This is a genomic window from Burkholderia latens (genome assembly GCF_001718795.1).
Lineage (GTDB): Bacteria > Pseudomonadota > Gammaproteobacteria > Burkholderiales > Burkholderiaceae > Burkholderia > Burkholderia latens_A.
Genome location: NZ_CP013435.1, coordinates 205,337 through 227,104, shown reverse-complemented (window position 1 = coordinate 227,104; position 21,768 = coordinate 205,337). Strand labels below are relative to the sequence as shown.

The 21,768-nt window shown below is 60.5% G+C and carries 17 protein-coding genes, 6 tRNA genes, 3 rRNA genes and 1 pseudogene; 18 read left to right on the top strand and 9 right to left on the bottom strand.

The window, feature by feature from the left end:
* Nucleotides 1-62 precede the first annotated feature (62 nt).
* A complete protein-coding gene (locus tag WK25_RS01130) occupies nt 63-587 on the top strand; it encodes an Lrp/AsnC family transcriptional regulator (protein ID WP_059547985.1) in 525 nt (174 codons plus the stop codon).
* Between the two features lie 62 nt (nt 588-649).
* On the opposite strand, the gene WK25_RS01125 is transcribed toward WK25_RS01130, so the two are convergent.
* The 8 genes from WK25_RS01125 to paaA form a co-directional block, all read right to left on the bottom strand.
* Nucleotides 650-1,297 (bottom strand): GNAT family N-acetyltransferase, encoded by a 648-nt coding sequence (locus WK25_RS01125; RefSeq protein WP_040143007.1) that lies wholly within the window; start codon nt 1,295-1,297, stop codon nt 650-652.
* Between the two features lie 235 nt (nt 1,298-1,532).
* A complete protein-coding gene (locus WK25_RS01120; RefSeq protein WP_040143009.1) occupies nt 1,533-2,138 on the bottom strand; it encodes a TetR/AcrR family transcriptional regulator in 606 nt (201 codons plus the stop codon).
* 16 nt (nt 2,139-2,154) lie between these two features.
* On the bottom strand, nt 2,155-2,976 hold the full coding sequence (locus WK25_RS01115) for a DUF1835 domain-containing protein (protein ID WP_040143012.1): 822 nt from the start codon (nt 2,974-2,976) through the stop codon (nt 2,155-2,157).
* Nucleotides 2,977-3,105: 129 nt separating this feature from the next.
* Nucleotides 3,106-4,194, bottom strand: coding sequence for a 1,2-phenylacetyl-CoA epoxidase subunit PaaE (gene paaE, locus WK25_RS01110; protein ID WP_059547982.1), 1,089 nt, complete (start codon nt 4,192-4,194; stop codon nt 3,106-3,108).
* A gap of 2 nt (nt 4,195-4,196) precedes the next feature.
* Nucleotides 4,197-4,760, bottom strand: coding sequence for a 1,2-phenylacetyl-CoA epoxidase subunit PaaD (gene paaD, locus WK25_RS01105; RefSeq protein WP_040143016.1), 564 nt, complete (start codon nt 4,758-4,760; stop codon nt 4,197-4,199).
* Nucleotides 4,761-4,785: 25 nt separating this feature from the next.
* Nucleotides 4,786-5,589 carry a 1,2-phenylacetyl-CoA epoxidase subunit PaaC gene (gene paaC, locus WK25_RS01100; protein WP_040143018.1) on the bottom strand — a complete coding sequence of 268 codons (804 nt, stop codon included), beginning with the start codon at nt 5,587-5,589 and terminating at the stop codon, nt 4,786-4,788.
* 10 nt (nt 5,590-5,599) lie between these two features.
* A complete protein-coding gene (paaB, locus tag WK25_RS01095; RefSeq protein ID WP_006752453.1) occupies nt 5,600-5,884 on the bottom strand; it encodes a 1,2-phenylacetyl-CoA epoxidase subunit PaaB in 285 nt (94 codons plus the stop codon).
* A 36-nt stretch (nt 5,885-5,920) separates the two neighbouring features.
* Nucleotides 5,921-6,919, bottom strand: a complete 999-nt coding sequence (gene paaA / locus WK25_RS01090; RefSeq protein ID WP_040143019.1) for a 1,2-phenylacetyl-CoA epoxidase subunit PaaA — start codon at nt 6,917-6,919, stop codon at nt 5,921-5,923.
* Between the two features lie 191 nt (nt 6,920-7,110).
* Here paaA and WK25_RS01085 point away from each other — a divergent pair, with 191 nt between their 5' ends.
* From WK25_RS01085 to rrf, 6 genes are all read left to right on the top strand, one after another.
* Nucleotides 7,111-8,394, top strand: coding sequence for an SGNH/GDSL hydrolase family protein (locus tag WK25_RS01085; RefSeq protein ID WP_069240825.1), 1,284 nt, complete (start codon nt 7,111-7,113; stop codon nt 8,392-8,394).
* 568 nt (nt 8,395-8,962) lie between these two features.
* A 16S ribosomal RNA gene (locus tag WK25_RS01080) occupies nt 8,963-10,495 on the top strand.
* A gap of 63 nt (nt 10,496-10,558) precedes the next feature.
* Nucleotides 10,559-10,635: transfer RNA gene (locus tag WK25_RS01075), tRNA-Ile, on the top strand.
* Between the two features lie 41 nt (nt 10,636-10,676).
* Nucleotides 10,677-10,752: transfer RNA gene (locus tag WK25_RS01070), tRNA-Ala, on the top strand.
* Nucleotides 10,753-11,148: 396 nt separating this feature from the next.
* Nucleotides 11,149-14,029, top strand: a 23S ribosomal RNA gene (locus tag WK25_RS01065).
* 130 nt (nt 14,030-14,159) lie between these two features.
* Nucleotides 14,160-14,272, top strand: a 5S ribosomal RNA gene (rrf, locus tag WK25_RS01060).
* Together the 16S, 23S and 5S rRNA genes with 2 tRNA genes alongside form the textbook arrangement of a ribosomal RNA operon.
* Before the next feature lie 342 nt (nt 14,273-14,614).
* Here rrf and WK25_RS29720 read toward each other — a convergent pair.
* Nucleotides 14,615-14,758, bottom strand: a pseudogene (locus WK25_RS29720) (helix-turn-helix domain-containing protein); the annotation flags it as partial.
* Between the two features lie 1,554 nt (nt 14,759-16,312).
* Here WK25_RS29720 and WK25_RS01055 point away from each other — a divergent pair.
* From WK25_RS01055 to rplL, 11 genes are all read left to right on the top strand, one after another.
* Nucleotides 16,313-16,398 (top strand) — tRNA-Tyr (locus tag WK25_RS01055).
* Between the two features lie 44 nt (nt 16,399-16,442).
* Nucleotides 16,443-16,516 (top strand) — tRNA-Gly (locus tag WK25_RS01050).
* A 25-nt stretch (nt 16,517-16,541) separates the two neighbouring features.
* A tRNA-Thr gene (locus WK25_RS01045) sits at nt 16,542-16,616 on the top strand.
* A 65-nt stretch (nt 16,617-16,681) separates the two neighbouring features.
* Nucleotides 16,682-17,872 carry an elongation factor Tu gene (tuf, locus tag WK25_RS01040; protein WP_034209732.1) on the top strand — a complete coding sequence of 397 codons (1,191 nt, stop codon included), beginning with the start codon at nt 16,682-16,684 and terminating at the stop codon, nt 17,870-17,872.
* A gap of 59 nt (nt 17,873-17,931) precedes the next feature.
* Nucleotides 17,932-18,007 (top strand) — tRNA-Trp (locus WK25_RS01035).
* A 42-nt stretch (nt 18,008-18,049) separates the two neighbouring features.
* On the top strand, nt 18,050-18,430 hold the full coding sequence (gene secE / locus WK25_RS01030) for a preprotein translocase subunit SecE (RefSeq protein ID WP_006482892.1): 381 nt from the start codon (nt 18,050-18,052) through the stop codon (nt 18,428-18,430).
* A 1-nt stretch (nt 18,431) separates the two neighbouring features.
* A complete protein-coding gene (nusG, locus tag WK25_RS01025) occupies nt 18,432-18,989 on the top strand; it encodes a transcription termination/antitermination protein NusG (RefSeq protein ID WP_006400672.1) in 558 nt (185 codons plus the stop codon).
* Nucleotides 18,990-19,129: 140 nt separating this feature from the next.
* The gene (rplK, locus tag WK25_RS01020) at nt 19,130-19,561 is read left to right on the top strand and encodes a 50S ribosomal protein L11 (protein WP_006400671.1); all 432 of its coding nucleotides are present in this window, start codon (nt 19,130-19,132) and stop codon (nt 19,559-19,561) included.
* Nucleotides 19,562-20,260 carry a 50S ribosomal protein L1 gene (rplA, locus tag WK25_RS01015; protein ID WP_040143027.1) on the top strand — a complete coding sequence of 233 codons (699 nt, stop codon included), beginning with the start codon at nt 19,562-19,564 and terminating at the stop codon, nt 20,258-20,260. It begins immediately after the preceding gene.
* 307 nt (nt 20,261-20,567) lie between these two features.
* Nucleotides 20,568-21,065 (top strand): 50S ribosomal protein L10, encoded by a 498-nt coding sequence (gene rplJ, locus WK25_RS01010; protein ID WP_040143029.1) that lies wholly within the window; start codon nt 20,568-20,570, stop codon nt 21,063-21,065.
* 63 nt (nt 21,066-21,128) lie between these two features.
* A complete protein-coding gene (rplL, locus tag WK25_RS01005) occupies nt 21,129-21,503 on the top strand; it encodes a 50S ribosomal protein L7/L12 (protein ID WP_040143030.1) in 375 nt (124 codons plus the stop codon).
* The last annotated feature ends 265 nt before the right edge of the window (nt 21,504-21,768 follow it).

The window sequence follows — 21,768 nt, the reverse complement described above, 5'->3', positions numbered from 1 at the left end:
TAGTCGCCTGCGCCTACGATGGCGCAATTTCCAGTCTCAAAATAATCATTGGGAAGCAGAAGATGGCTCAAGCGGAATTGGATGCCATCGACCGGCGAATTCTCGCGATTCTTCAGGAGAACGGCCGCCTGTCGAACCAGGAGATCGCCGAGCGCGTGAACCTGTCGCCGAGCCCGTGCCTGCGGCGAATCCGGCGGCTCGAGGAGATCGGCGTGATCACCGGCTACGTCGCGCTGCTGGATCCGCAGAAGCTCGGGCTCGACTTGCTCGCCTACGTGAGCGTGCGGCTGGAGAAGCGCGGTGGTCTCGCGCCGGTCCGGGCCGACGAGACGTCGGCGCGCGCGGGCGCGACCCACGCGGAGCTGTTTCGCGCGGCCGTTCAGACGTGGCCGGAAGTGGTCGCGTGCCACGCGATGACGGGCGACATGGATTACCTGCTGCGCGTGCAGGTCGAGGATATGGCGCATTTCTCCCGCTTCGTGCAGGAGCATCTGCTGCATCATCCGTCGGTGATCGACGTGAAAACGAGCTTTTCGCTCGACTGCTTCAAGGAAACGACGGCGTTGCCGATCCGGTCCGTGCGCTAGCGGGAACAGGCGGGGGAAGAGGGGAATGGCCGGGCGCCCACGGGCCGCCCGGCCGGCCGATGTCACGCCGTCAGCGCGGCCGGCATCAGCGATTCGATGAACTTCGACGTGCGGTGCGCCTGGCGCTTCAGCGCATAGTCGAACACCGCGGCTTGCTCTTGCAGCATTTCAGCCAGAATCGTCGAATGGTCGGCCGGCGGCAGCGACAGGTATGCATCGGCCTCGCCGTATGCGTATTCGATGCGCATCCCGGACTTCTTCGCGATGTGCATCATCGTCGCATTCCGCGACAGGCAATGCATATACAGCGTCGTCACGCGGGTGTTGCGGCTGCGGATCGCCGCGCGCTCGAACAGTTTCGAGCCGACGCCGCGGCCGCGCGCGCTTTCGAGCACCGACACGCCGAATTCGGCCGTGCGCGTGTCGCCTTCCGCCGGCAGATATGCCAGATGGCCGACGCCGATCAGTTCGAGCGCATGGTCGAACACGCCGAACACGGTGTCCCGACCGAAGTCGATCGTGCGGACATAATTCTCGATCACGTGATCGGGCACCATCTGGCCGAAGCGCAGCAGGCGATCCTCTTCGTTGAGCGAGAGAAAGTGAGTGAGCATGCGCTCACGGTCTTTGGAAGCCAGTTCCCTGACGAGAACCGGCGCAGTACCGGCGTGGCCAACAGCGGCGGCACGGCGGGTCGATTGCGTGTTCATCGTGGGTTCCTCAGTGTGTTGCTGCACAAACGGCTTGTGCGACGCAACAGCATTCTACCCGACCGGGGTTGGGGAAAACCCGTATTTGACGGTATTTATGCTGAGGGGGAATTCTAAACCTGCTTAGTTAATCTTCTATCTGTTTGATTTTAAACAGATTTAAAATTCATCATATGAAACGCCTGTCGGCCCGCGGCTGTGTGCCCGTTGCGCAACATCTGCTGCTATGCGGCAATTACGCGCGCTGCGACAGCCCGTGTTCCATCAGGTCGATGACCTGTTCGGCGAAGTCGCGGTAGCCGAGGCGGCCGCCCGGCTTGAGCCATGTGAACGTCCAGTTGATCATCCCGAACACCATCATCGTGACCGATGTCTGGTTCTCCTTCGAGATTCGGTCCGGATACGCGCGGGCCAGCTGGCGCGAGAAGGCCGCGACGATGTCGCGCTGGCGGTCCAGCACGATTTCTCGCTGCGCGTCCTCGAGATATTTCACGTCGTTGAGCAGCGCGACGTGGCGGCTATGCGACGTCTCGTACTCGGCCAGGAACGCGCGAACGAGTTCGGCGAACGCATCGCGCTCGCTGAGCCCGCGCCGCTGGCTCGCGCCTTCCACCTCGGCGATGATCAGCATCAGCCGCTTCGTGTAGCGGTCGAGCAGGTCGAACAGGATCGCTTCCTTGCTCTCGTAGTAGTGATAGAGACGTGCCTTCGACGTGCCGCTCGCGGTGGCGAGATCGGACATCGACGTGCTCGGGTAGCTCGTCTGCGCGAATTTTTTTGCGGCGAGATCGAGGATCTGCTCGCGCTGGGATTCGTGGTCGGGCGCTCGGGTACGGGCCATGGTCGAATGCGGAAAGTTAGCGTTGGCGCGGCGCGGCTGCCGCGCGCACCAGCGTGGAAGAGAGGGCGGCCGGCGCGTCGTCCTGCAGCTCGAGCCGGCCCGCTGCAGCGAGTTCGCGGCAGCGCCACCACGCGATCGAGTCGCTGACGAAGAGGCCGCCGCGATCGGCGCCGGCCATGATCGCGCCGACGAGACGGCGCGCGGGCTGCCAGCCCGATTCGGCGTGAGCAACGATCAGCGCATCGAGATCCGCGTAGTGGCCGCTCTTGATCGTGTTGCTGATCCAGTAGCGCAGCTCGGCGTTCAGGTGCTTCGCCTCCTGCCATTCCAGCGCGAGGCGGCCGATGCGCAGCACCGAGATCGGCGCGGCGACTGCTCGTTTGCGCGCAAGCGCCGCCGGCGGAAACATTCCCGTCGCACAGGCCTGGTCGCTGCGCACCAGTGCGGCGCGCTGCGCCGCGTCGAGATCGGCGGCCGACAGCCGCACCTCGTTCAGCCGCTGCGGCACGTTGCGCAGGTGATAGGCGACGCGGCGCAGCAGCAGCTTGTCGCCGACGCTCGGTGCATGCCACACCACCACCTGCCCTGTGTCCATTGCGAGCTGGTCGAGGCGCGCGAACTCGGCTTCGATTTCCGCGTTCCAGTCGGGAATCTGGTCTCCGAGCACGCGCTGCCAGAACGCGGCGCGCGTGTCGGGCGTCTCGTCGGCTGCCTTCAGCGGTCCGACCGCGAGATCGTCGAGCAATCCTACGACGCGCTCGTCGCGTCCGGCCTGCGCGAGCGCCTCGCGCAGCGACGCGGCGGCAGTGCCGCCCTGAATCACGTGAATGGTACTCATCGGCCTGTCGTCAACAAAAGAAAACCGCCGGCCGGGCGGACGTTGCAACGTCCAGCCGGCCGGCGGCCCCTAGTGTAAGCGAGATGTGTGACGACGAGAAACCGGCGCGGCGCGCCGGTGCGACGTACCTCAACGCTCGTCGAAGCTCACGACGACCTTGTCGCTGATCGGATGACACTGGCACGTGAGCACGAAGCCGTCCTTCACTTCATGGTCCTCGAGCGTGTAGTTCTTCTCCATCCGCACCTCGCCTTCGATCACCTTCGCCCGGCACGTGCAGCACACGCCGCCCTTGCATGCGTACGGCAGCGCAAGGCCCGCGCGCAGGCCGACGTCGAGCAGGCTCACGCCCTCGTAAGGCAGGCGCAGCTTGCGCTTCTTGCCGTCGAGCACGATTTCGAGATCGGCGGCCGGCGTCTGGTCGGTGATCTCCACGACGGGCGCGCCGGCCTGCGGCAGCGGCGTGCCGAAGCGCTCGACGTGCACCTTCGCTGACGGCACGCCGGCCGCCTTCAACGCCGCTTCGGCCGCGTCCATCATCGGGGCGGGGCCGCAGATGAACGCTTCGTCGATCGCATCGGCCGGCACGAGCGTGTCCAGAAATTCCGCGCATTTCGCCTGGTCGAGCACGCCGTTGAACAGTTCGACGTCCTGCTGGTCGTCCGACAGCACGTGATACAAGACGAAGCGGTTCATAAAGCGGTTCTTCAGATCCTCGAGTTCCTCCGCGAACATGATCGCGTCGACGCTGCGGTTGCCGTAGATCAGCGTGAACGTGCTGCGCGGCTCGAGTTCGAGCGTCGTCTTCACGATCGCGAGCACCGGCGTGATTCCCGACCCGCCGGAGAACGCGACGTACTGCTTGCCGTGGTCGGCGTTCAGGTGCGTGAAGAAGCGGCCGTCCGGCGTCATCACGTCGATCGTGTGACCGGGCTTCAGCGTGTCGAATGCGAAATTCGAGAAGCGGCCGCCGCGCACGCGCTTGATGCCGATCCGCAGTTCGCCGTCGCGGTCATAGTCGGTCGTGCCGACGCAGATCGAATACGACCGGCGCGTTTCCTCGCCGTCGATGTGGGTCTTCAGCGTGACGAACTGGCCCTGCGTGAAGCGATATGCGTCGCGCAGCTCCGGCGGCACGTCGAACGAGACGGTGACGGCGTCGGCGGTCTCGGGCCGCACGTCGCGGATTCGCAGCGGGTGAAATTGCGGGGTCGCCATGATCAATAGGGTTTGAAGTAGTCGAAGGGTTCGCGGCAATCGACGCAGCGATACAGCGCCTTGCACGCCGTGGACGCGAATTGCGCGAGACGCTCGGTGTTTGCTGAGCCGCAGCGCGGGCAGACCGGCGCGGCGACGGGGCGCGGCACGAAGCGCACGACGTTTTCGCGCGGCGCGGCGCTGCCGCACTGGCCGACAGGCGGCGCGATGCCGTACGCACGCAGCTTGTCGCGTGCTTCCTGCGTGATCCAGTCGGTCGTCCATGCCGGCGCGAGCACTGTCTCGATCCGGTGCGGCGGCAGATCGGCCGCCTGCATCGCCGCGGCGATATCCTCGGCGATCTGCGACATCGCCGGGCAGCCGGAGTAGGTCGGCGTGATCACGACCTCGAGCACGCCGTCGTCCGCGCGACGGACGTCGCGCAGGATGCCGAGCTCGCGGATCGACACGACCGGGATTTCAGGATCGGGCACCGCTTCGAGCACGTCCCACGCACGCGCGAGCAACGGGTCGTCGCGGCGCGCGGCGGGTGCGGCATTGGCGGGGGCGGCGGTCTGGGCGGACATCGTCGGGCTCCGTTGAGTCGGCCGGTTACCAGCTCGCGCCGGGATGCTGGCGCGCGAGGCTCTGCATTTCGGCGAGCAGGTAGCCCATGTGCTCCGAGTGCTCGCCCTGCTTGCCGGTCGTGATGTGCTGCACGGGCGCCGGCAGCGCGAGCGTCGCTTCGGCGAGCGCGTCTTCCACGTCCGCGCGCCATGCGGCTTCGAGCCCGGCCGGTGCGGGGCCGATACCTTGCTCGGCGATTGCCGCATCGATCGCATCGGCCGCGAAGAATTCGCGCGTATACGGAATCAGGTAGTCGAGTGCGGCCTGCGCGCGGCGATGCGATTCGTCGGTACCGTCGCCGAGGCGCACCAGCCATTCGCGTGCATGCTGCACGTGATAGCGGGTCTCCTTCACCGATTTCGCGGCGATCGCCGCGAGTTGCGCGTCCGTCGACGTTTCGAGCGCGGTCCACACGTGCAGCATCAGCGCCGCGTAGAGAAAGTTGCGCGCGATCGTCACCGCGTAGTCCTTGTCCGCTCGCGCGGTGCCGGTGAGCGGGCCGTAGTGCGGCAGTTCGGTGAGCGTGAAGTTCGCGAACTCGCGTTCGGTGCGGAAATACGCGTAATCGTCTTCGGTCTTTGTCGTGCCGTTGAGCTGGCGTTCGAGTTCGGCCGCGTGCGTATAAAGCATGCGGGCCTGGCCGATCAGGTCGAGGCTCATGTTGGTGAGCGCGATGTCTTCCTCGAGGACAGGGCCGTGGCCGCACCATTCGGCGTTGCGCTGACCGAGAATCAGCGCGTTGTCCGCGAGGCGCAGCACGTAGGAGAGGTGTTCGGGCGTGATCGTCATGGCGCGGGCATTACATGTGGTTGACTTCGTCGGGCAGCGTGTAGAACGTCGGGTGACGGTAGATCTTGTCGCCCGCCGGTTCGAACAGCTCGGCCTTCTCGGCCGGATCCGACGCGGTGATCGCCGACGACGGCACCACCCAGATGCTCACGCCTTCCTGGCGGCGCGTGTAGACGTCGCGCGCCATGCGCAGCGCCATCGACGCATCGGCCGCGTGCAGGCTGCCGCAATGCTTGTGGTCGAGGCCCTGCTTGCTGCGCACGAACACTTCCCAGATCGGCCATTCCTTGTTCATCACTCTCTCCTGAATCCTGTATTCGATGGTTGCCGCTCAGGCGGCGTGCTGTTCGGCGCGGGCGCGGCGCTTCGCTTCGTGCGCGAGCGCGGCTTCGCGCACCCACGCGCCGTCGTCGTGCGCCTTCACGCGGGTCGCGAGACGTTCCTTGTTGCACGGACCGTCGCCATTGACGACGCGCCAGAATTCGTCCCAGTCGATCGCGCCATAGTCGTAATGGCCGCGCGCCGCGTTCCATTTCAGATCCGGGTCGGGCAGCGTGACGCCAAGCACCTTCGCCTGCTCGACCGTCGCGTCGACGAACTTCTGCCGCAAGTCGTCGTTCGAGATCCGCTTGATGCCCCATTTCGCGGACTGATTGCTGTGGACCGAATCCGCGTCACTCGGGCCGAACATCATCAGCACGGGCCACCACCAGCGGTTCACGGCCTGCTGAACCATCGCGCGCTGCGCGTCGGTGCCTTTCATCATCGCCATGAGCGCGTCGAAACCCTGGCGCTGATGGAACGACTCCTCCTTGCACACGCGGATCATCGCGCGCGCGTACGGGCCGTACGTGCAGCGGCATAGCGGGATCTGGTTCATGATCGCGGCGCCGTCGACGAGCCAGCCGATCACGCCGACGTCGGCCCAGGTCGGCGTCGGATAGTTGAAGATGCTCGAGTATTTGGCCTTGCCGGCGTGCAGTGCGTCGATCAGCGAATCGCGCGACACGCCCAGCGTTTCCACCGCGCTATATAGATAGAGGCCGTGTCCGGCTTCGTCCTGGACTTTCGCGAGCAGGATTGCCTTGCGCTTCAGGCTCGGCGCGCGCGAAATCCAGTTGCCTTCCGGCAGCATGCCGACGACTTCCGAGTGCGCATGCTGCGAGATCTGGCGGATCAGCGTCTTGCGATAGGCATCGGGCATCCAGTCCTGCGGTTCGATCTTGCCGTCCGCGGCCATGACCGCGTCGAACCGCGTCTGCTCGGGCGACTCGGCTGCGGCGTCGAGCGGCGCGACGTTGCCGGGGATGTCGAGGGATTGCGTGTACATGGCGGAGGTTCTCGTCCGGTTGAATGTCTGCGAAGTATAAACCAACCGACCGGTCGGTTAATAAATTTGTTGCGGATTTGCGGCCTGATTCGGGTAAACGAGGGGCGAGATCGGCGGAGACGGACGCCGGCGGCGCGTGGCAGTCGCGGCTTCTGCGGCACAATGCCCGCTTTCCGATGAGGATTTTGCCGATGTCATTTCGAAGCAGTTTCGTCGCGGCCGTATTGGGCGCGTCCGTATTCCTGTCGTCGTTCGGCGCGTCGGCCGCGTCGTCGGCGTCGGGCGCGCCGGCCGGATGGGTCGCCGCATGGGCGACCGCGTTGCAGCCGATTCCCGATCTGGCTGCGCCGCCGCCGCTCTACCGTGCGCCGGACGTTGCCGGGCGCACGGTCCGGCAGATCGTGTTCCCGACGGTATCCGGGCGCACTGCGCGGGTTCGCGTGAGCAACGCATACGGTCGCACACCGCTTGTGATCGACGCGGCGGGCCTCGCGCGCGCGGGGGACGGCGCGGCTCTGGCCGATGCGGCAAGCGCTGCCGTGCGCTTCGGCGGCAAGCCGTCGATAACGCTCGCGCCGGGCGAGGAGCGCGACAGCGACCCTGTGGCGATCGATGTGGCGGCCGGCCGGCCGTACGCGATCAGTCTGACGATGGGGTCGAACCAGCGGATGACCGTGTGGCACCGTGTGTCGAACCAGGTCAATTACGTGTCGACGCCGGGCGATCATGTGGCCGATCGGGGCGCGGACGCATTTCGTACGCGCTTTACTCAGTATGCGTGGGTCACCGAACTGGCGGTCGAGGCCGGTGCGGCGCGGGCGACTGTTGCAGCGATCGGCGACTCGATTACGGACGGGCTGCGTTCGAGCCTGAACCGCAACCGCCGCTGGCCGGATGCGCTCGCGCGCCGGCTGGCCGACGCCGGCTCCGCGCCGCTGGGCGTCGTGAACCTGGGGATTAGCGGCAACCGGTTGCTCAGTGATTCGGCGTGCTACGGCACGTCGCTGGCGTCGCGGTACGAGCGCGATGCGCTGTCGCGGGCCGGCGTGAAGGCGGTGATCGTGCTGATCGGCATCAACGACATCAACTTCGCGGCGATGCCGCCACGAAAGGGGCTCGATTGCGACAGCCCGCATACGCAGGTCACGGCCGCGTCGTTGATCGACAGCTATCGTCGGCTGATCGAGGCAGCGCATCGCCGGGGTGTGAAGATTTTTGGGGCGACGCTCACGCCGGCAGCGCTCCCGCCTGGCCGCGAGGCGATCCGGCTTGAGGTGAACCGTTGGATCCGCAGCGGCGGCGGGTTTGACGGAGTCGTAGACTTCGATGCGGTGCTGCGCGATCCGGCACACCCGACGGTGCTGCAGCGCCGTTATGACAGCGGCGACGGCATTCACCCCAGCGACGCCGGCTACACGGCGATGGCTGACGCGGTTCCGGTGGAGCAACTGCAGGCGACAGTTCGTGGCAATTGACGCTGCCTAATTTATATAGAAGGCGTGACGAAAGGCGATACGTTTCACGAACTGCCCCGAACCGCCAACCGTTCAGCCAAGCCCCGTGCGCGGCAGCGCACGGGGCTTTTTCAAAATATTTTCACAAAAGGGTTGCGCGGCCGCGGGTGCGTGCCTAGAATCACGCCTCTTTCGCGCTAACGGAAACGCGGCGCGGAGGAAGAAGGGAAGCGGTGCGATTGGGTCTGCGGTAGCGGCCCTGGGCACACGAAGCTGAACCCCTCGCGGTCGCAACGAAGCAGTTCAGAAAGTTGTTGACGAGCGAAGAAAGGCGGTTCATAATCTCGCTTCTCTGCTGCTGAAAACGCAGCGCTGCCGGGAAACACCAAGTTTCTTGCAGAAATGCTCTTTAAAAATTAACAGCCGATAAGTGTGGGCGCTTGATGGCAGCGAGCTGATCCTCGGATCAGAAAGCAAAAGTATCAAGAGTCTCACACTAAAGTAAGTCAGGTTTATGAAGTGATTCATATACCTGTCAGCTTTGAGTGAGCGACCGGTTCTTAACGGAACCGAAAACAGTAACAGGTTTGAACTGAAGAGTTTGATCCTGGCTCAGATTGAACGCTGGCGGCATGCCTTACACATGCAAGTCGAACGGCAGCACGGGTGCTTGCACCTGGTGGCGAGTGGCGAACGGGTGAGTAATACATCGGAACATGTCCTGTAGTGGGGGATAGCCCGGCGAAAGCCGGATTAATACCGCATACGATCTACGGATGAAAGCGGGGGACCTTCGGGCCTCGCGCTATAGGGTTGGCCGATGGCTGATTAGCTAGTTGGTGGGGTAAAGGCCTACCAAGGCGACGATCAGTAGCTGGTCTGAGAGGACGACCAGCCACACTGGGACTGAGACACGGCCCAGACTCCTACGGGAGGCAGCAGTGGGGAATTTTGGACAATGGGCGAAAGCCTGATCCAGCAATGCCGCGTGTGTGAAGAAGGCCTTCGGGTTGTAAAGCACTTTTGTCCGGAAAGAAATCCCTGGCTCTAATACAGTCGGGGGATGACGGTACCGGAAGAATAAGCACCGGCTAACTACGTGCCAGCAGCCGCGGTAATACGTAGGGTGCAAGCGTTAATCGGAATTACTGGGCGTAAAGCGTGCGCAGGCGGTTTGCTAAGACCGATGTGAAATCCCCGGGCTCAACCTGGGAACTGCATTGGTGACTGGCAGGCTAGAGTATGGCAGAGGGGGGTAGAATTCCACGTGTAGCAGTGAAATGCGTAGAGATGTGGAGGAATACCGATGGCGAAGGCAGCCCCCTGGGCCAATACTGACGCTCATGCACGAAAGCGTGGGGAGCAAACAGGATTAGATACCCTGGTAGTCCACGCCCTAAACGATGTCAACTAGTTGTTGGGGATTCATTTCCTTAGTAACGTAGCTAACGCGTGAAGTTGACCGCCTGGGGAGTACGGTCGCAAGATTAAAACTCAAAGGAATTGACGGGGACCCGCACAAGCGGTGGATGATGTGGATTAATTCGATGCAACGCGAAAAACCTTACCTACCCTTGACATGGTCGGAATCCTGAAGAGATTCGGGAGTGCTCGAAAGAGAACCGGCGCACAGGTGCTGCATGGCTGTCGTCAGCTCGTGTCGTGAGATGTTGGGTTAAGTCCCGCAACGAGCGCAACCCTTGTCCTTAGTTGCTACGCAAGAGCACTCTAAGGAGACTGCCGGTGACAAACCGGAGGAAGGTGGGGATGACGTCAAGTCCTCATGGCCCTTATGGGTAGGGCTTCACACGTCATACAATGGTCGGAACAGAGGGTTGCCAACCCGCGAGGGGGAGCTAATCCCAGAAAACCGATCGTAGTCCGGATTGCACTCTGCAACTCGAGTGCATGAAGCTGGAATCGCTAGTAATCGCGGATCAGCATGCCGCGGTGAATACGTTCCCGGGTCTTGTACACACCGCCCGTCACACCATGGGAGTGGGTTTTACCAGAAGTGGCTAGTCTAACCGCAAGGAGGACGGTCACCACGGTAGGATTCATGACTGGGGTGAAGTCGTAACAAGGTAGCCGTATCGGAAGGTGCGGCTGGATCACCTCCTTTCCAGAGCTATCTCGCAAAGTTGAGCGCTCACGCTTATCGGCTGTAAATTAAAGACAGACTCAGGGGTCTGTAGCTCAGTCGGTTAGAGCACCGTCTTGATAAGGCGGGGGTCGTTGGTTCGAATCCAACCAGACCCACCATTTGTCTGGCGGTAACACACCTGAGGCAAATCTGTACTCATGGGGGCATAGCTCAGCTGGGAGAGCACCTGCTTTGCAAGCAGGGGGTCGTCGGTTCGATCCCGTCTGCCTCCACCAATTGCGATGATCGTTAGCGCTTCAGCGCTTACGAGCATCTCACTCCCGAAGGGAGCCCAATGGATAATGTTTGATGGAGTTCGAGAGAACGAATCGAATATTACTCATTGGCGATTGAGCCAGTCAGAGTGATATGAGTAACACCATATCGGCTGTCGTTCTTTAACAATCTGGAAGAAGTAAGTAATTTGGATAGCGGAAGCGTCTTTGAGATGGACGTGAAAACTATCCGGGTTGTGATTGTATCGATGTATCTCAAGATGATTCGAACTTCATGTTCGGCTCCCTACGGGAGTGGGGCCAGAGTAAGCGCTAAAGCGCCAACTCTGGTCGACATCAACTTGGAATACGGCACAACGCGAGAACTCAACCTGTAACGAGACAGACTCGTTATAGGGTCAAGCGAACAAGTGCATGTGGTGGATGCCTTGGCGATCACAGGCGATGAAGGACGCGGTAGCCTGCGAAAAGCTACGGGGAGCTGGCAAACGAGCTTTGATCCGTAGATGTCCGAATGGGGAAACCCACTCCTTATGGAGTATCCATGGCTGAATACATAGGCCATGTGAAGCGAACGCGGTGAACTGAAACATCTAAGTAACCGCAGGAAAAGAAATCAACCGAGATTCCCAAAGTAGTGGCGAGCGAAATGGGATGAGCCTTGCACTCTTTATTTATATTGTTAGCCGAACGCTCTGGAAAGTGCGGCCATAGCAGGTGATAGCCCTGTAGGCGAAAACAGTATGAAAGAACTAGGTGTGCGACAAGTAGGGCGGGACACGTGAAATCCTGTCTGAAGATGGGGGGACCATCCTCCAAGGCTAAATACTCGTGATCGACCGATAGTGAACCAGTACCGTGAGGGAAAGGCGAAAAGAACCCCGGGAGGGGAGTGAAATAGATCCTGAAACCGCATGCATACAAACAGTCGGAGCCTCGCAAGGGGTGACGGCGTACCTTTTGTATAATGGGTCAGCGACTTACGTTCAGTAGCAAGCTTAACCGTATAGGGCAGGCGTAGCGAAAGCGAGTCCGAATAGGGCGTTCAGTTGCTGGGCGTAGACCCGAAACCAGGTGATCTATCCATGGCCAGGATGAAGGTGCGGTAACACGTACTGGAGGTCCGAACCCACTAACGTTGAAAAGTTAGGGGATGAGCTGTGGATAGGGGTGAAAGGCTAAACAAACCTGGAAATAGCTGGTTCTCTCCGAAAACTATTTAGGTAGTGCCTCGTGTCTCACCTTCGGGGGTAGAGCACTGTCATGGTTGGGGGGTCTATTGCAGATTACCCCGCCATAGCAAACTCCGAATACCGAAGAGTGCAATCACGGGAGACAGACATCGGGTGCTAACGTCCGGTGTCAAGAGGGAAACAACCCAGACCGCCAGCTAAGGTCCCCAAATATAGCTAAGTGGGAAACGAAGTGGGAAGGCTAAAACAGTCAGGAGGTTGGCTTAGAAGCAGCCACCCTTTAAAGAAAGCGTAATAGCTCACTGATCGAGTCGTCCTGCGCGGAAGATGTAACGGGGCTAAGCTATATACCGAAGCTGCGGATGCGTGCTTGCACGCATGGTAGGAGAGCGTTCCGTAAGCCTGCGAAGGTGCGTTGAAAAGCGTGCTGGAGGTATCGGAAGTGCGAATGCTGACATGAGTAGCGATAAAGGGGGTGAAAGGCCCCCTCGCCGTAAGCCCAAGGTTTCCTACGCAACGTTCATCGGCGTAGGGTGAGTCGGCCCCTAAGGCGAGGCAGAAATGCGTAGCTGATGGGAAGCAGGTCAATATTCCTGCACCGTCGTTAGATGCGATGGGGGGACGGATCGCGGAAGGTTGTCCGGGTGTTGGAAGTCCCGGTCGCTGCATTGGAGAAGGCGCTTAGGCAAATCCGGGCGCGTAATTCAAGGGTGTGGCGCGAGCTCCTTCGGGAGCGAAGCAATTGGAAGTGGTTCCAAGAAAAGCCTCTAAGCTTCAGTCTAATGATGACCGTACCGCAAACCGACACAGGTGGGCGAGATGAGTATTCTAAGGCGCTTGAGAGAACTCGGGAGAAGGAACTCGGCAAATTGGTACCGTAACTTCGGGATAAGGTACGCCCTTGTAGCTTGACTGGCCTGCGCCAGGAGGGTGAAGGGGTTGCAATAAACTGGTGGCTGCGACTGTTTAATAAAAACACAGCACTCTGCAAACACGAAAGTGGACGTATAGGGTGTGACGCCTGCCCGGTGCCGGAAGATTAAATGATGGGGTGCAAGCTCTTGATTGAAGTCCCGGTAAACGGCGGCCGTAACTATAACGGTCCTAAGGTAGCGAAATTCCTTGTCGGGTAAGTTCCGACCTGCACGAATGGCGTAACGATGGCCACACTGTCTCCTCCCGAGACTCAGCGAAGTTGAAGTGTTTGTGATGATGCAATCTACCCGCGGCTAGACGGAAAGACCCCATGAACCTTTACTGTAGCTTTGCATTGGACTTTGAACCGATCTGTGTAGGATAGGTGGGAGGCTATGAAACCGGAACGCTAGTTTCGGTGGAGCCGTCCTTGAAATACCACCCTGGTTTGTTTGAGGTTCTAACCTTGGCCCGTGATCCGGGTCGGGGACAGTGCATGGTAGGCAGTTTGACTGGGGCGGTCTCCTCCCAAAGCGTAACGGAGGAGTACGAAGGTACGCTAGGTACGGTCGGAAATCGTGCTGATAGTGCAATGGCATAAGCGTGCTTAACTGCGAGACCGACAAGTCGAGCAGGTGCGAAAGCAGGTCATAGTGATCCGGTGGTTCTGTATGGAAGGGCCATCGCTCAACGGATAAAAGGTACTCTGGGGATAACAGGCTGATACCGCCCAAGAGTTCATATCGACGGCGGTGTTTGGCACCTCGATGTCGGCTCATCTCATCCTGGGGCTGTAGCCGGTCCCAAGGGTATGGCTGTTCGCCATTTAAAGAGGTACGTGAGCTGGGTTTAAAACGTCGTGAGACAGTTTGGTCCCTATCTGCCGTGGGCGTTGGATATTTGAAGGGGGCTGCTCCTAGTACGAGAGGACCGGAGTGGACGAACCTCTGGTGTACCGGTTGTCACGCCAGTGGCATCGCCGGGTAGCTATGTTCGGAAGAGATAACCGCTGAAAGCATCTAAGCGGGAAACTCGCCTTAAGATGAGATATCCCTGGGGACTAGATCCCCTTGAAGGGTCGTTCGAGACCAGGACGTTGATAGGTCGGGTGTGTAAGCGCAGTAATGCGTTCAGCTAACCGATACTAATTGCCCGTAAGGCTTGATCCTATAACAAGTCTGTTTCGCGCTACAGAGCGCGTCGGACGGTTGGATTCTCGTGTGTGATACACACAACCTAAAATTACTGCTTCTTCCCAGATTGGTTCTGTTGGCCATGCCAGCAGGACAACCCTCTTTGCCTGATGACCATAGCGAGTCGGTCCCACCCCTTCCCATCCCGAACAGGACCGTGAAACGACTCTACGCCGATGATAGTGCGGATTCCCGTGTGAAAGTAGGTAATCGTCAGGCTCCCCTCAAGCCAGAAACCCCCGCCCGAACCGGCGGGGGTTTTTGCATTTGCGGCGGAAAGGCATGTTGCGCGGCGAAGCTCGCCATCGGGCACAGACCCGGACGTTCCGTGTTACCGGTTCGGATAGCACGCTCAGTTAAATCCTCCCTCCACGCAGGTTGCCCGGCTTTCCCCTGGGCGATCGACGCGGTTCCCATTCGTCTTTTATCGATCGCGCTTGCCGTGGCACCCGTCACGCTCTTCTCGGAACTGAACCGCACCTGCGGTGCATTCACGATCGATCGCACGCGCAAGCGTCGGCGGCCGCCGACTCCCCGGCAAACGGCCGTTCCCCGCTCAGATCACGCCGCGTTGACGTCGCGCCGAAACGCGCCCGGGCTCGTGCCCGTCCATTTCCGGAACGCGCGATGAAACGCGCTGGGCGCGGTAAATCCAAGTTCGGCCGCGATTTCCGCGACGCTGAGAGTTTGCTCGCGTAGCAGCGACATCTATTGCACCCGTTGGCAAATCTACCGTCGGCACTAGCCTTAATGCCGCTTGTACTTTCAGGGCAATCGATCCACTCCTCGAGCGCCGCTACCACTTCATGGCCCCTTTCGAAGCCGTCTCCGACGGCGGTTTCCAGCTTGTGGCTTCGGTTATTCGTATCTCCCGCCCGAGCTCTCTCCGCCAAGCAGGCACCCATGGACTCCCCACCATCAGCTATTGCGTGATCTGGTTCGCCATCTCCGCATAACATCGCCGGCCTCATTTAGGCTGCCGGTGTGACGGTGCTGGGTCGGCCCAGGCAGCTGGGCCGGCTTACCGCAGTGTGGCTGCCCGCGAATACCCAGCAAACCGCCGACCGAATTTCGGCCCAAATCGAGCGACAGAGGGCGACTTGCCAGTCGCCGCACCGCTTGATCCTGCGCGCTGTGTGCCCGACTACGGGCAGGCCATTTCAGCAGGCAGCGATTCATCGGCAGACGAAGGGCGGTGCCGAAATGACCACTGTTCACGCGACGCCGGGAGCGGCACGACGCGCACGATAACGCGCGCGCGTAGGCGCCGGTGCGTGGAGCGTCTGCTTCCGAATGTACGACAGCGACATCCGCCCCTAATACTCCACGTTGGTCAATGCGAACGAGGCTGTGGCGCGGACGACCGCAATTGGTACGGAGCGGCGAAGGCCAGTTTCCGGGTTTTTGAGCAGTGGAATGAAACGCAGCAAGACGCCGCGAAATGAGCCGCGCATCAACCTCTCTGACGCCGCAAGCGCCCGTCGAGTCGACGCAAAGCGGAGTGAGCAGCCGCCATCTGCACGGTAGCGAAGTGGTGTTTGCGATCGGGCAGTCGCCGCGTGGCCGCAGCGCCAGGCGATGCCGTGCCCGGCGCAGGAGTTGGTCAATTGTCGGAAGGCCGCGGGTTCGTGCTGGCGAATGGGGGAGAACGCGATGAAACGAGGCCACGCTGCAGCCCGGAGCCGTGAGCGCCAAGCGCGCGACCGCCGGTCGTTGCGTGTCGGCGGCTTCGGGCGGTAACGCAAGCAAGCGGATGACCGCTCCGGCGGCGCAGCTCGGTCCTGTTCGTGGCGACGGATGACAGTCGGTTGCGCCGTGCGCTGCACATCCAGCGGCGCGACGGTCAAAAACGGTGTTCCGGCGCGCCTCGCCCGCGACTGCAATGACACTGGATAGTCTGAGCCGGGATCCGCTATCACCCGTTTCCGCGAGCCCGTTTTGGGCATCATCCGAACCACGTTCCGGCGCTCCCGTTGCGTCCGGCATGGAAATTGCCAATTTTTTGCTTAACCCGCTTGGCATTATGCGCAGGAGGCCGTATGATGGCGGTCTTTCGTTTTCAGCAAAGATGAAAATCGATGCTGAAGGCGGAGTCTGACGAAGATGCGGATGCCGGTCGGTGATCCTGTCGTGCTTGCCTTAGCCAGGCAGGCGTCGGCGGTGGGTAAATCGTGCGGCGCTCAGGAAGAGAATGAAAAATATTCTTCCTGATGTGCTTGACAAGAGTGCGATGCACCCCCATAATCGTCAGTTCTCTACGGAGGGGTGCCCGAGTGGCTAAAGGGGGCAGACTGTAAATCTGTTGGCTTACGCCTACGTTGGTTCGAATCCAACCTCCTCCACCAAGAACATCAGCGCAGAGAGCGGTAGGGAATCGTTAGTGGCCCGTGCGGGTGTAGCTCAATGGTAGAGCAGAAGCCTTCCAAGCTTACGACGAGGGTTCGATTCCCTTCACCCGCTCCAGTCCATGAAGTTGAAGCGTAATAGCGCCCATGTGGCTCAGTGGTAGAGCACTCCCTTGGTAAGGGAGAGGTCGGCAGTTCGATCCTGCCCATGGGCACCAGCAGTAAAAAGTCAGTGTCTGTTTGCGCGCGGCGCAACATGTGAAATTCCTTTCGGGAGTTGAAAATGGCCAAGGAAAAGTTTGAGCGGACCAAGCCGCACGTCAACGTTGGTACGATTGGTCACGTTGACCACGGCAAGACGACGCTGACGGCAGCGATCACGACGGTTCTGACGAAGAAGTTCGGCGGCGAAGCGAAGGCGTACGACCAGATCGACGCGGCACCGGAAGAAAAGGCGCGCGGCATCACGATCAACACGGCACACGTCGAGTACGAAACGGCAAACCGCCACTACGCACACGTCGACTGCCCGGGCCACGCTGACTATGTGAAGAACATGATCACGGGCGCGGCGCAGATGGACGGCGCGATCCTGGTGTGCTCGGCAGCAGACGGCCCGATGCCGCAAACGCGTGAGCACATCCTGCTGGCGCGTCAGGTTGGCGTTCCGTACATCATCGTGTTCCTGAACAAGTGCGACATGGTGGACGACGCTGAACTGCTCGAGCTGGTCGAGATGGAAGTTCGCGAGCTGCTGTCGAAGTACGACTTCCCGGGCGACGACACGCCGATCGTGAAGGGTTCGGCAAAGCTGGCGCTGGAAGGCGACACGGGCGAGCTGGGCGAAGTGGCGATCATGAACCTGGCAGACGCACTGGACACGTACATCCCGACGCCGGAGCGTGCGGTTGACGGCGCGTTCCTGATGCCGGTGGAAGACGTGTTCTCGATCTCGGGCCGCGGTACGGTGGTGACGGGTCGTGTGGAGCGCGGCATCATCAAGGTCGGCGAGGAAATCGAAATCGTCGGTATCAAGCCGACGGTGAAGACGACCTGCACGGGCGTTGAAATGTTCCGCAAGCTGCTGGACCAAGGTCAGGCGGGCGACAACGTCGGTATCCTGCTGCGCGGCACGAAGCGTGAAGACGTGGAGCGCGGCCAGGTTCTGGCGAAGCCGGGTTCGATCACGCCGCACACGCACTTCACGGCAGAAGTGTACGTGCTGAGCAAGGACGAAGGCGGCCGTCACACGCCGTTCTTCAACAACTACCGTCCGCAGTTCTACTTCCGTACGACGGACGTGACGGGCTCGATCGAGCTGCCGAAGGACAAGGAAATGGTGATGCCGGGCGACAACGTGTCGATCACGGTGAAGCTGATCGCGCCGATCGCGATGGAAGAAGGTCTGCGCTTCGCAATCCGCGAAGGCGGCCGTACCGTCGGCGCAGGCGTCGTCGCCAAGATCATCGAGTAAGCCAGTTATTCGTTGATCGACAGTTTTGGGGCTGGCAACAGCCAGCCCCAGCATGGTTTAGGGGTATAGCTCAACTGGCAGAGCGTCGGTCTCCAAAACCGAAGGTTGGGGGTTCGATTCCCTCTGCCCCTGCCAAAAATCGCCACGTGTCCCACGTGGCATTTGTTTTAAGGTGTTATGGCGAATCCATCCGTCGAAACTGTAAATACCTCCGGCGATAAGCTGATGCTGGCCCTGGGCGTATTGCTGGTCTTGGCCGGATTCGTGGGCTTCTTCTGGCTGGCCAACCAGCAGTGGTATGTCCGCGGTGCCGCGTTGGCGGTAGGTATCATCGCCGGCGTGGCCGTCGGTCTGATGTCCGCACCTGGCAAAAGCCTCATCGCGTTTGCCAAGGATTCGTACAAGGAAGTCCGCAAGGTCGTTTGGCCCACCCGCAAGGAAGCAACGCAAACCACACTCGTCGTGTTCGGTTTCGTGCTCGTGATGGCGATTTTCCTCTGGTTGAGCGACAAATCGATCGAATGGGTGATTTTCTCGGCGATTCTGGGTTGGAAATGATATGAGCGATACTCCGGCATCCCCGAGCGGAAAGCGTTGGTACGTTGTGCACGCCTACTCCGGTATGGAGAAGAGCGTGCAGCGTGCGCTTCAGGAGCGCATCGAACGTGCTGGCATGCAGGACAAATTCGGTCAGATCCTGGTGCCGACCGAAGAAGTGGTCGAAGTCAAGGGCGGCCACAAGGCTGTAACCGAACGTCGTTTCTTCCCCGGCTATGTGCTGGTGGAAATGGAGATGACGGACGAGACGTGGCACCTCGTGAAGAACACGGCAAAGGTCACCGGCTTCGTCGGCGGTGCGCGCAATCGCCCGACTCCGATTTCCCCGAAGGAAGTCGAGAAGATCATGTCGCAGATGCAGGAGGGCGTGGAGAAGCCGCGCCCGAAGACCCTGTTCGAAGTTGGCGAGATGGTGCGTGTCAAGGAAGGTCCGTTCACGGACTTCAACGGCACGGTCGAGGAAGTCAACTACGAAAAATCGCGCGTGCGTGTGTCGGTCACGATCTTTGGCCGATCCACCCCAGTCGAACTCGAGTTCGGTCAGGTCGAAAAAGTTTGATCCCGATTCGGTGGGCAGCCTCGGCTGCCCACCTTCGCGCTTACGGCCCGCGTCATGGCCGTTGAGGAGCGTCAGTAGCCAGGGGCGAACGCGCGTTACTACTCACCGAACGCCACTTGGCGTTCCAACGAGGTTTACAAATGGCAAAGAAGATTGTCGGCTTTATCAAGCTGCAGATTCCTGCAGGTAAAGCCAACCCGTCGCCGCCGGTCGGTCCGGCACTGGGCCAGCGCGGCCTGAACATCATGGAGTTCTGCAAGGCGTTCAACGCGCAGACTCAAGGCATGGAGCCGGGTCTGCCGGTGCCGGTGGTCATCACGGCATACGCTGACAAGAGCTTCACGTTCGTGATGAAGACGCCGCCGGCGACCGTCCTGATCAAGAAGGCGGCGAAGGTGGACAAGGGCTCGAGCAAGCCGCACACCGACAAGGTCGGTTCGATCACGCGCGCTCAAGCCGAAGAAATCGCGAAGACCAAGATGCCGGATCTCACGGCAGCTGATCTGGACGCAGCCGTTCGCACCATCGCTGGTAGCGCACGCTCGATGGGCATCACTGTGGAGGGCGTGTAAATGGCTAAGATCTCCAAGCGCCGTCAGGCATTTGCCGCCAAGGTCGACCGTCAGAAGCTGTACGCGATCGAAGACGCACTGGCACTCGTGAAGGAATGCGCGAGCGCGAAGTTCAACGAATCGATCGACGTCGCAGTCCAGCTCGGCATCGATGCGAAGAAGTCGGACCAGGTCGTTCGTGGTTCGGTCGTTCTGCCGGCAGGTACGGGCAAGTCGGTTCGCGTTGCCGTGTTCGCACAAGGCGACAAGGCCGAGCAAGCTCGTGCAGCAGGCGCGGAAATCGTCGGTATGGAAGACCTGGCTGAGCAAATCAAGGCTGGCCAGATGGACTTCGACATCGTGATCGCTTCGCCGGACACGATGCGTATCGTCGGTACGCTCGGTCAGATTCTCGGCCCGCGCGGCCTGATGCCGAACCCGAAGGTCGGTACGGTCACGCCGGACGTCGCGACTGCAGTCAAGAACGCGAAGGCTGGTCAGGTGCAATTCCGTGTCGACAAGGCCGGTATCATCCACGCGACCATCGGCCGTGCATCGTTCGAAGCAGACGCACTGCGTTCGAACCTGTCGGCACTGATCGAAGCGCTGCAGAAGGCCAAGCCGGCAACGAGCAAGGGCGTCTACCTGCGCAAGATCGCACTGTCGAGCACGATGGGCGTCGGCGTGCGTGTCGACCAGGCTACGCTCGCAGCACAGTAAGCAAGTATTCGGGCCGCTTCGTTCGCGAAGCGGCCTACATGGGCTTTGGGCGGTTGTTCGTGCAGCATGGCGGGCAACCGGTTATCAAAGACCGTTGGTGGGGCGCAGCAGGCAGGCGATCCCTTAATTCAAGCCAACGCAGATGGCGAACCCGAAAAAGTTTTGTAGTGGTGAAGCCGCAGGTCGTGAAGCGATTCACGGCGTGAGGTGGAAATACTCCTAACGAGGTCGGACGCCGTTGTTGAACGAGGTACGTGAGGTTCGCGCCATATCGGCAAGCCGAGCGTATCGTTTCTGGAGGCTAACCGTGCCGCTTAATAGAGAAGACAAGCAAGCCGTCGTCGCTGAGGTTTCCGCGCAAGTCGCGAAGGCCCAGACCGTTGTGCTGGCTGAGTATCGTGGAATTGCGGTTGGCGATCTGACCAAGCTGCGCGCGAAAGCGCGTGAGCAACAGGTTTACCTGCGCGTGTTGAAGAACACGCTGGCGCGTCGCGCCGTCGAAGGTACGCCTTTTGCTCCGCTGGCAGAGCAGATGACTGGTCCCCTGATCTACGGCATCTCGGAAGATGCAATTGCTGCTGCCAAGGTCGTCAACGACTTCAGCAAGAGCAATGACAAGTTGGTCATCAAGGCCGGTTCGTTCGATGGCAAGGTGATGGACAAGGCTGGCGTGCAAGCGCTGGCAAGCATCCCGAGCCGTGAAGAACTGCTCTCGAAGCTGCTGTTCGTTATGCAAGCGCCTGTTTCGGGCTTCGCGCGTGCTCTTGCCGCGCTGGCCGAGAAGAAGCAAGCGGAAGCTGCGTAATCGAGCGTGCATCAGCGTCACTGATCGCTGGCTGTATCCGAATTCAATTTAGGAGTATTTCAAATGGCAATCGCAAAAGAAGACATCCTGGCAGCAGTCGAAGGGATGACCGTTCTGGAACTGAACGAACTGGTCAAGGCGTTCGAAGAGAAGTTTGGCGTGTCGGCAGCTGCAGTCGCAGTCGCTGGCCCGGCAGGCGGCGGCGCTGCTGCTGCTGCAGAAGAGAAGACCGAATTCACGGTCGTCCTGGCTGAAGCAGGCAGCAACAAGGTTGCAGTCATTAAGGCAGTTCGCGAACTGACGGGCCTGGGCCTGAAGGAAGCGAAGGACGTCGTTGACGGCGCACCGAAGGCTGTCAAGGAAGGCGTCGACAAGGCTGCTGCTGACGAAGCCAAGAAGAAGCTGGAAGAAGCTGGCGCGAAGGTCGAAGTCAAGTAAGTTTCGACGCGCTGTGCGAAGGCTGGCGGTATTTTCACCGCCGGCCTTTTTGTGCTTTGTGGGGACGTTATTCTGGCACTCTTTTGGGAGCCCGAATAATCGGCCCCAGAAGCCAAAGAAAACCGTCAAATCGTTGTCAATGGTCACGATTGGCGTTTCTCTTTGTCTTCTGAAGCGACTGCAGAAGGCAAGTTTGGTCGGGTAGCGGGCAACACAGGCATCCGCTGCCGTCAGCCAGCGGTTGGTAGCGGCCAACCACCAAGCT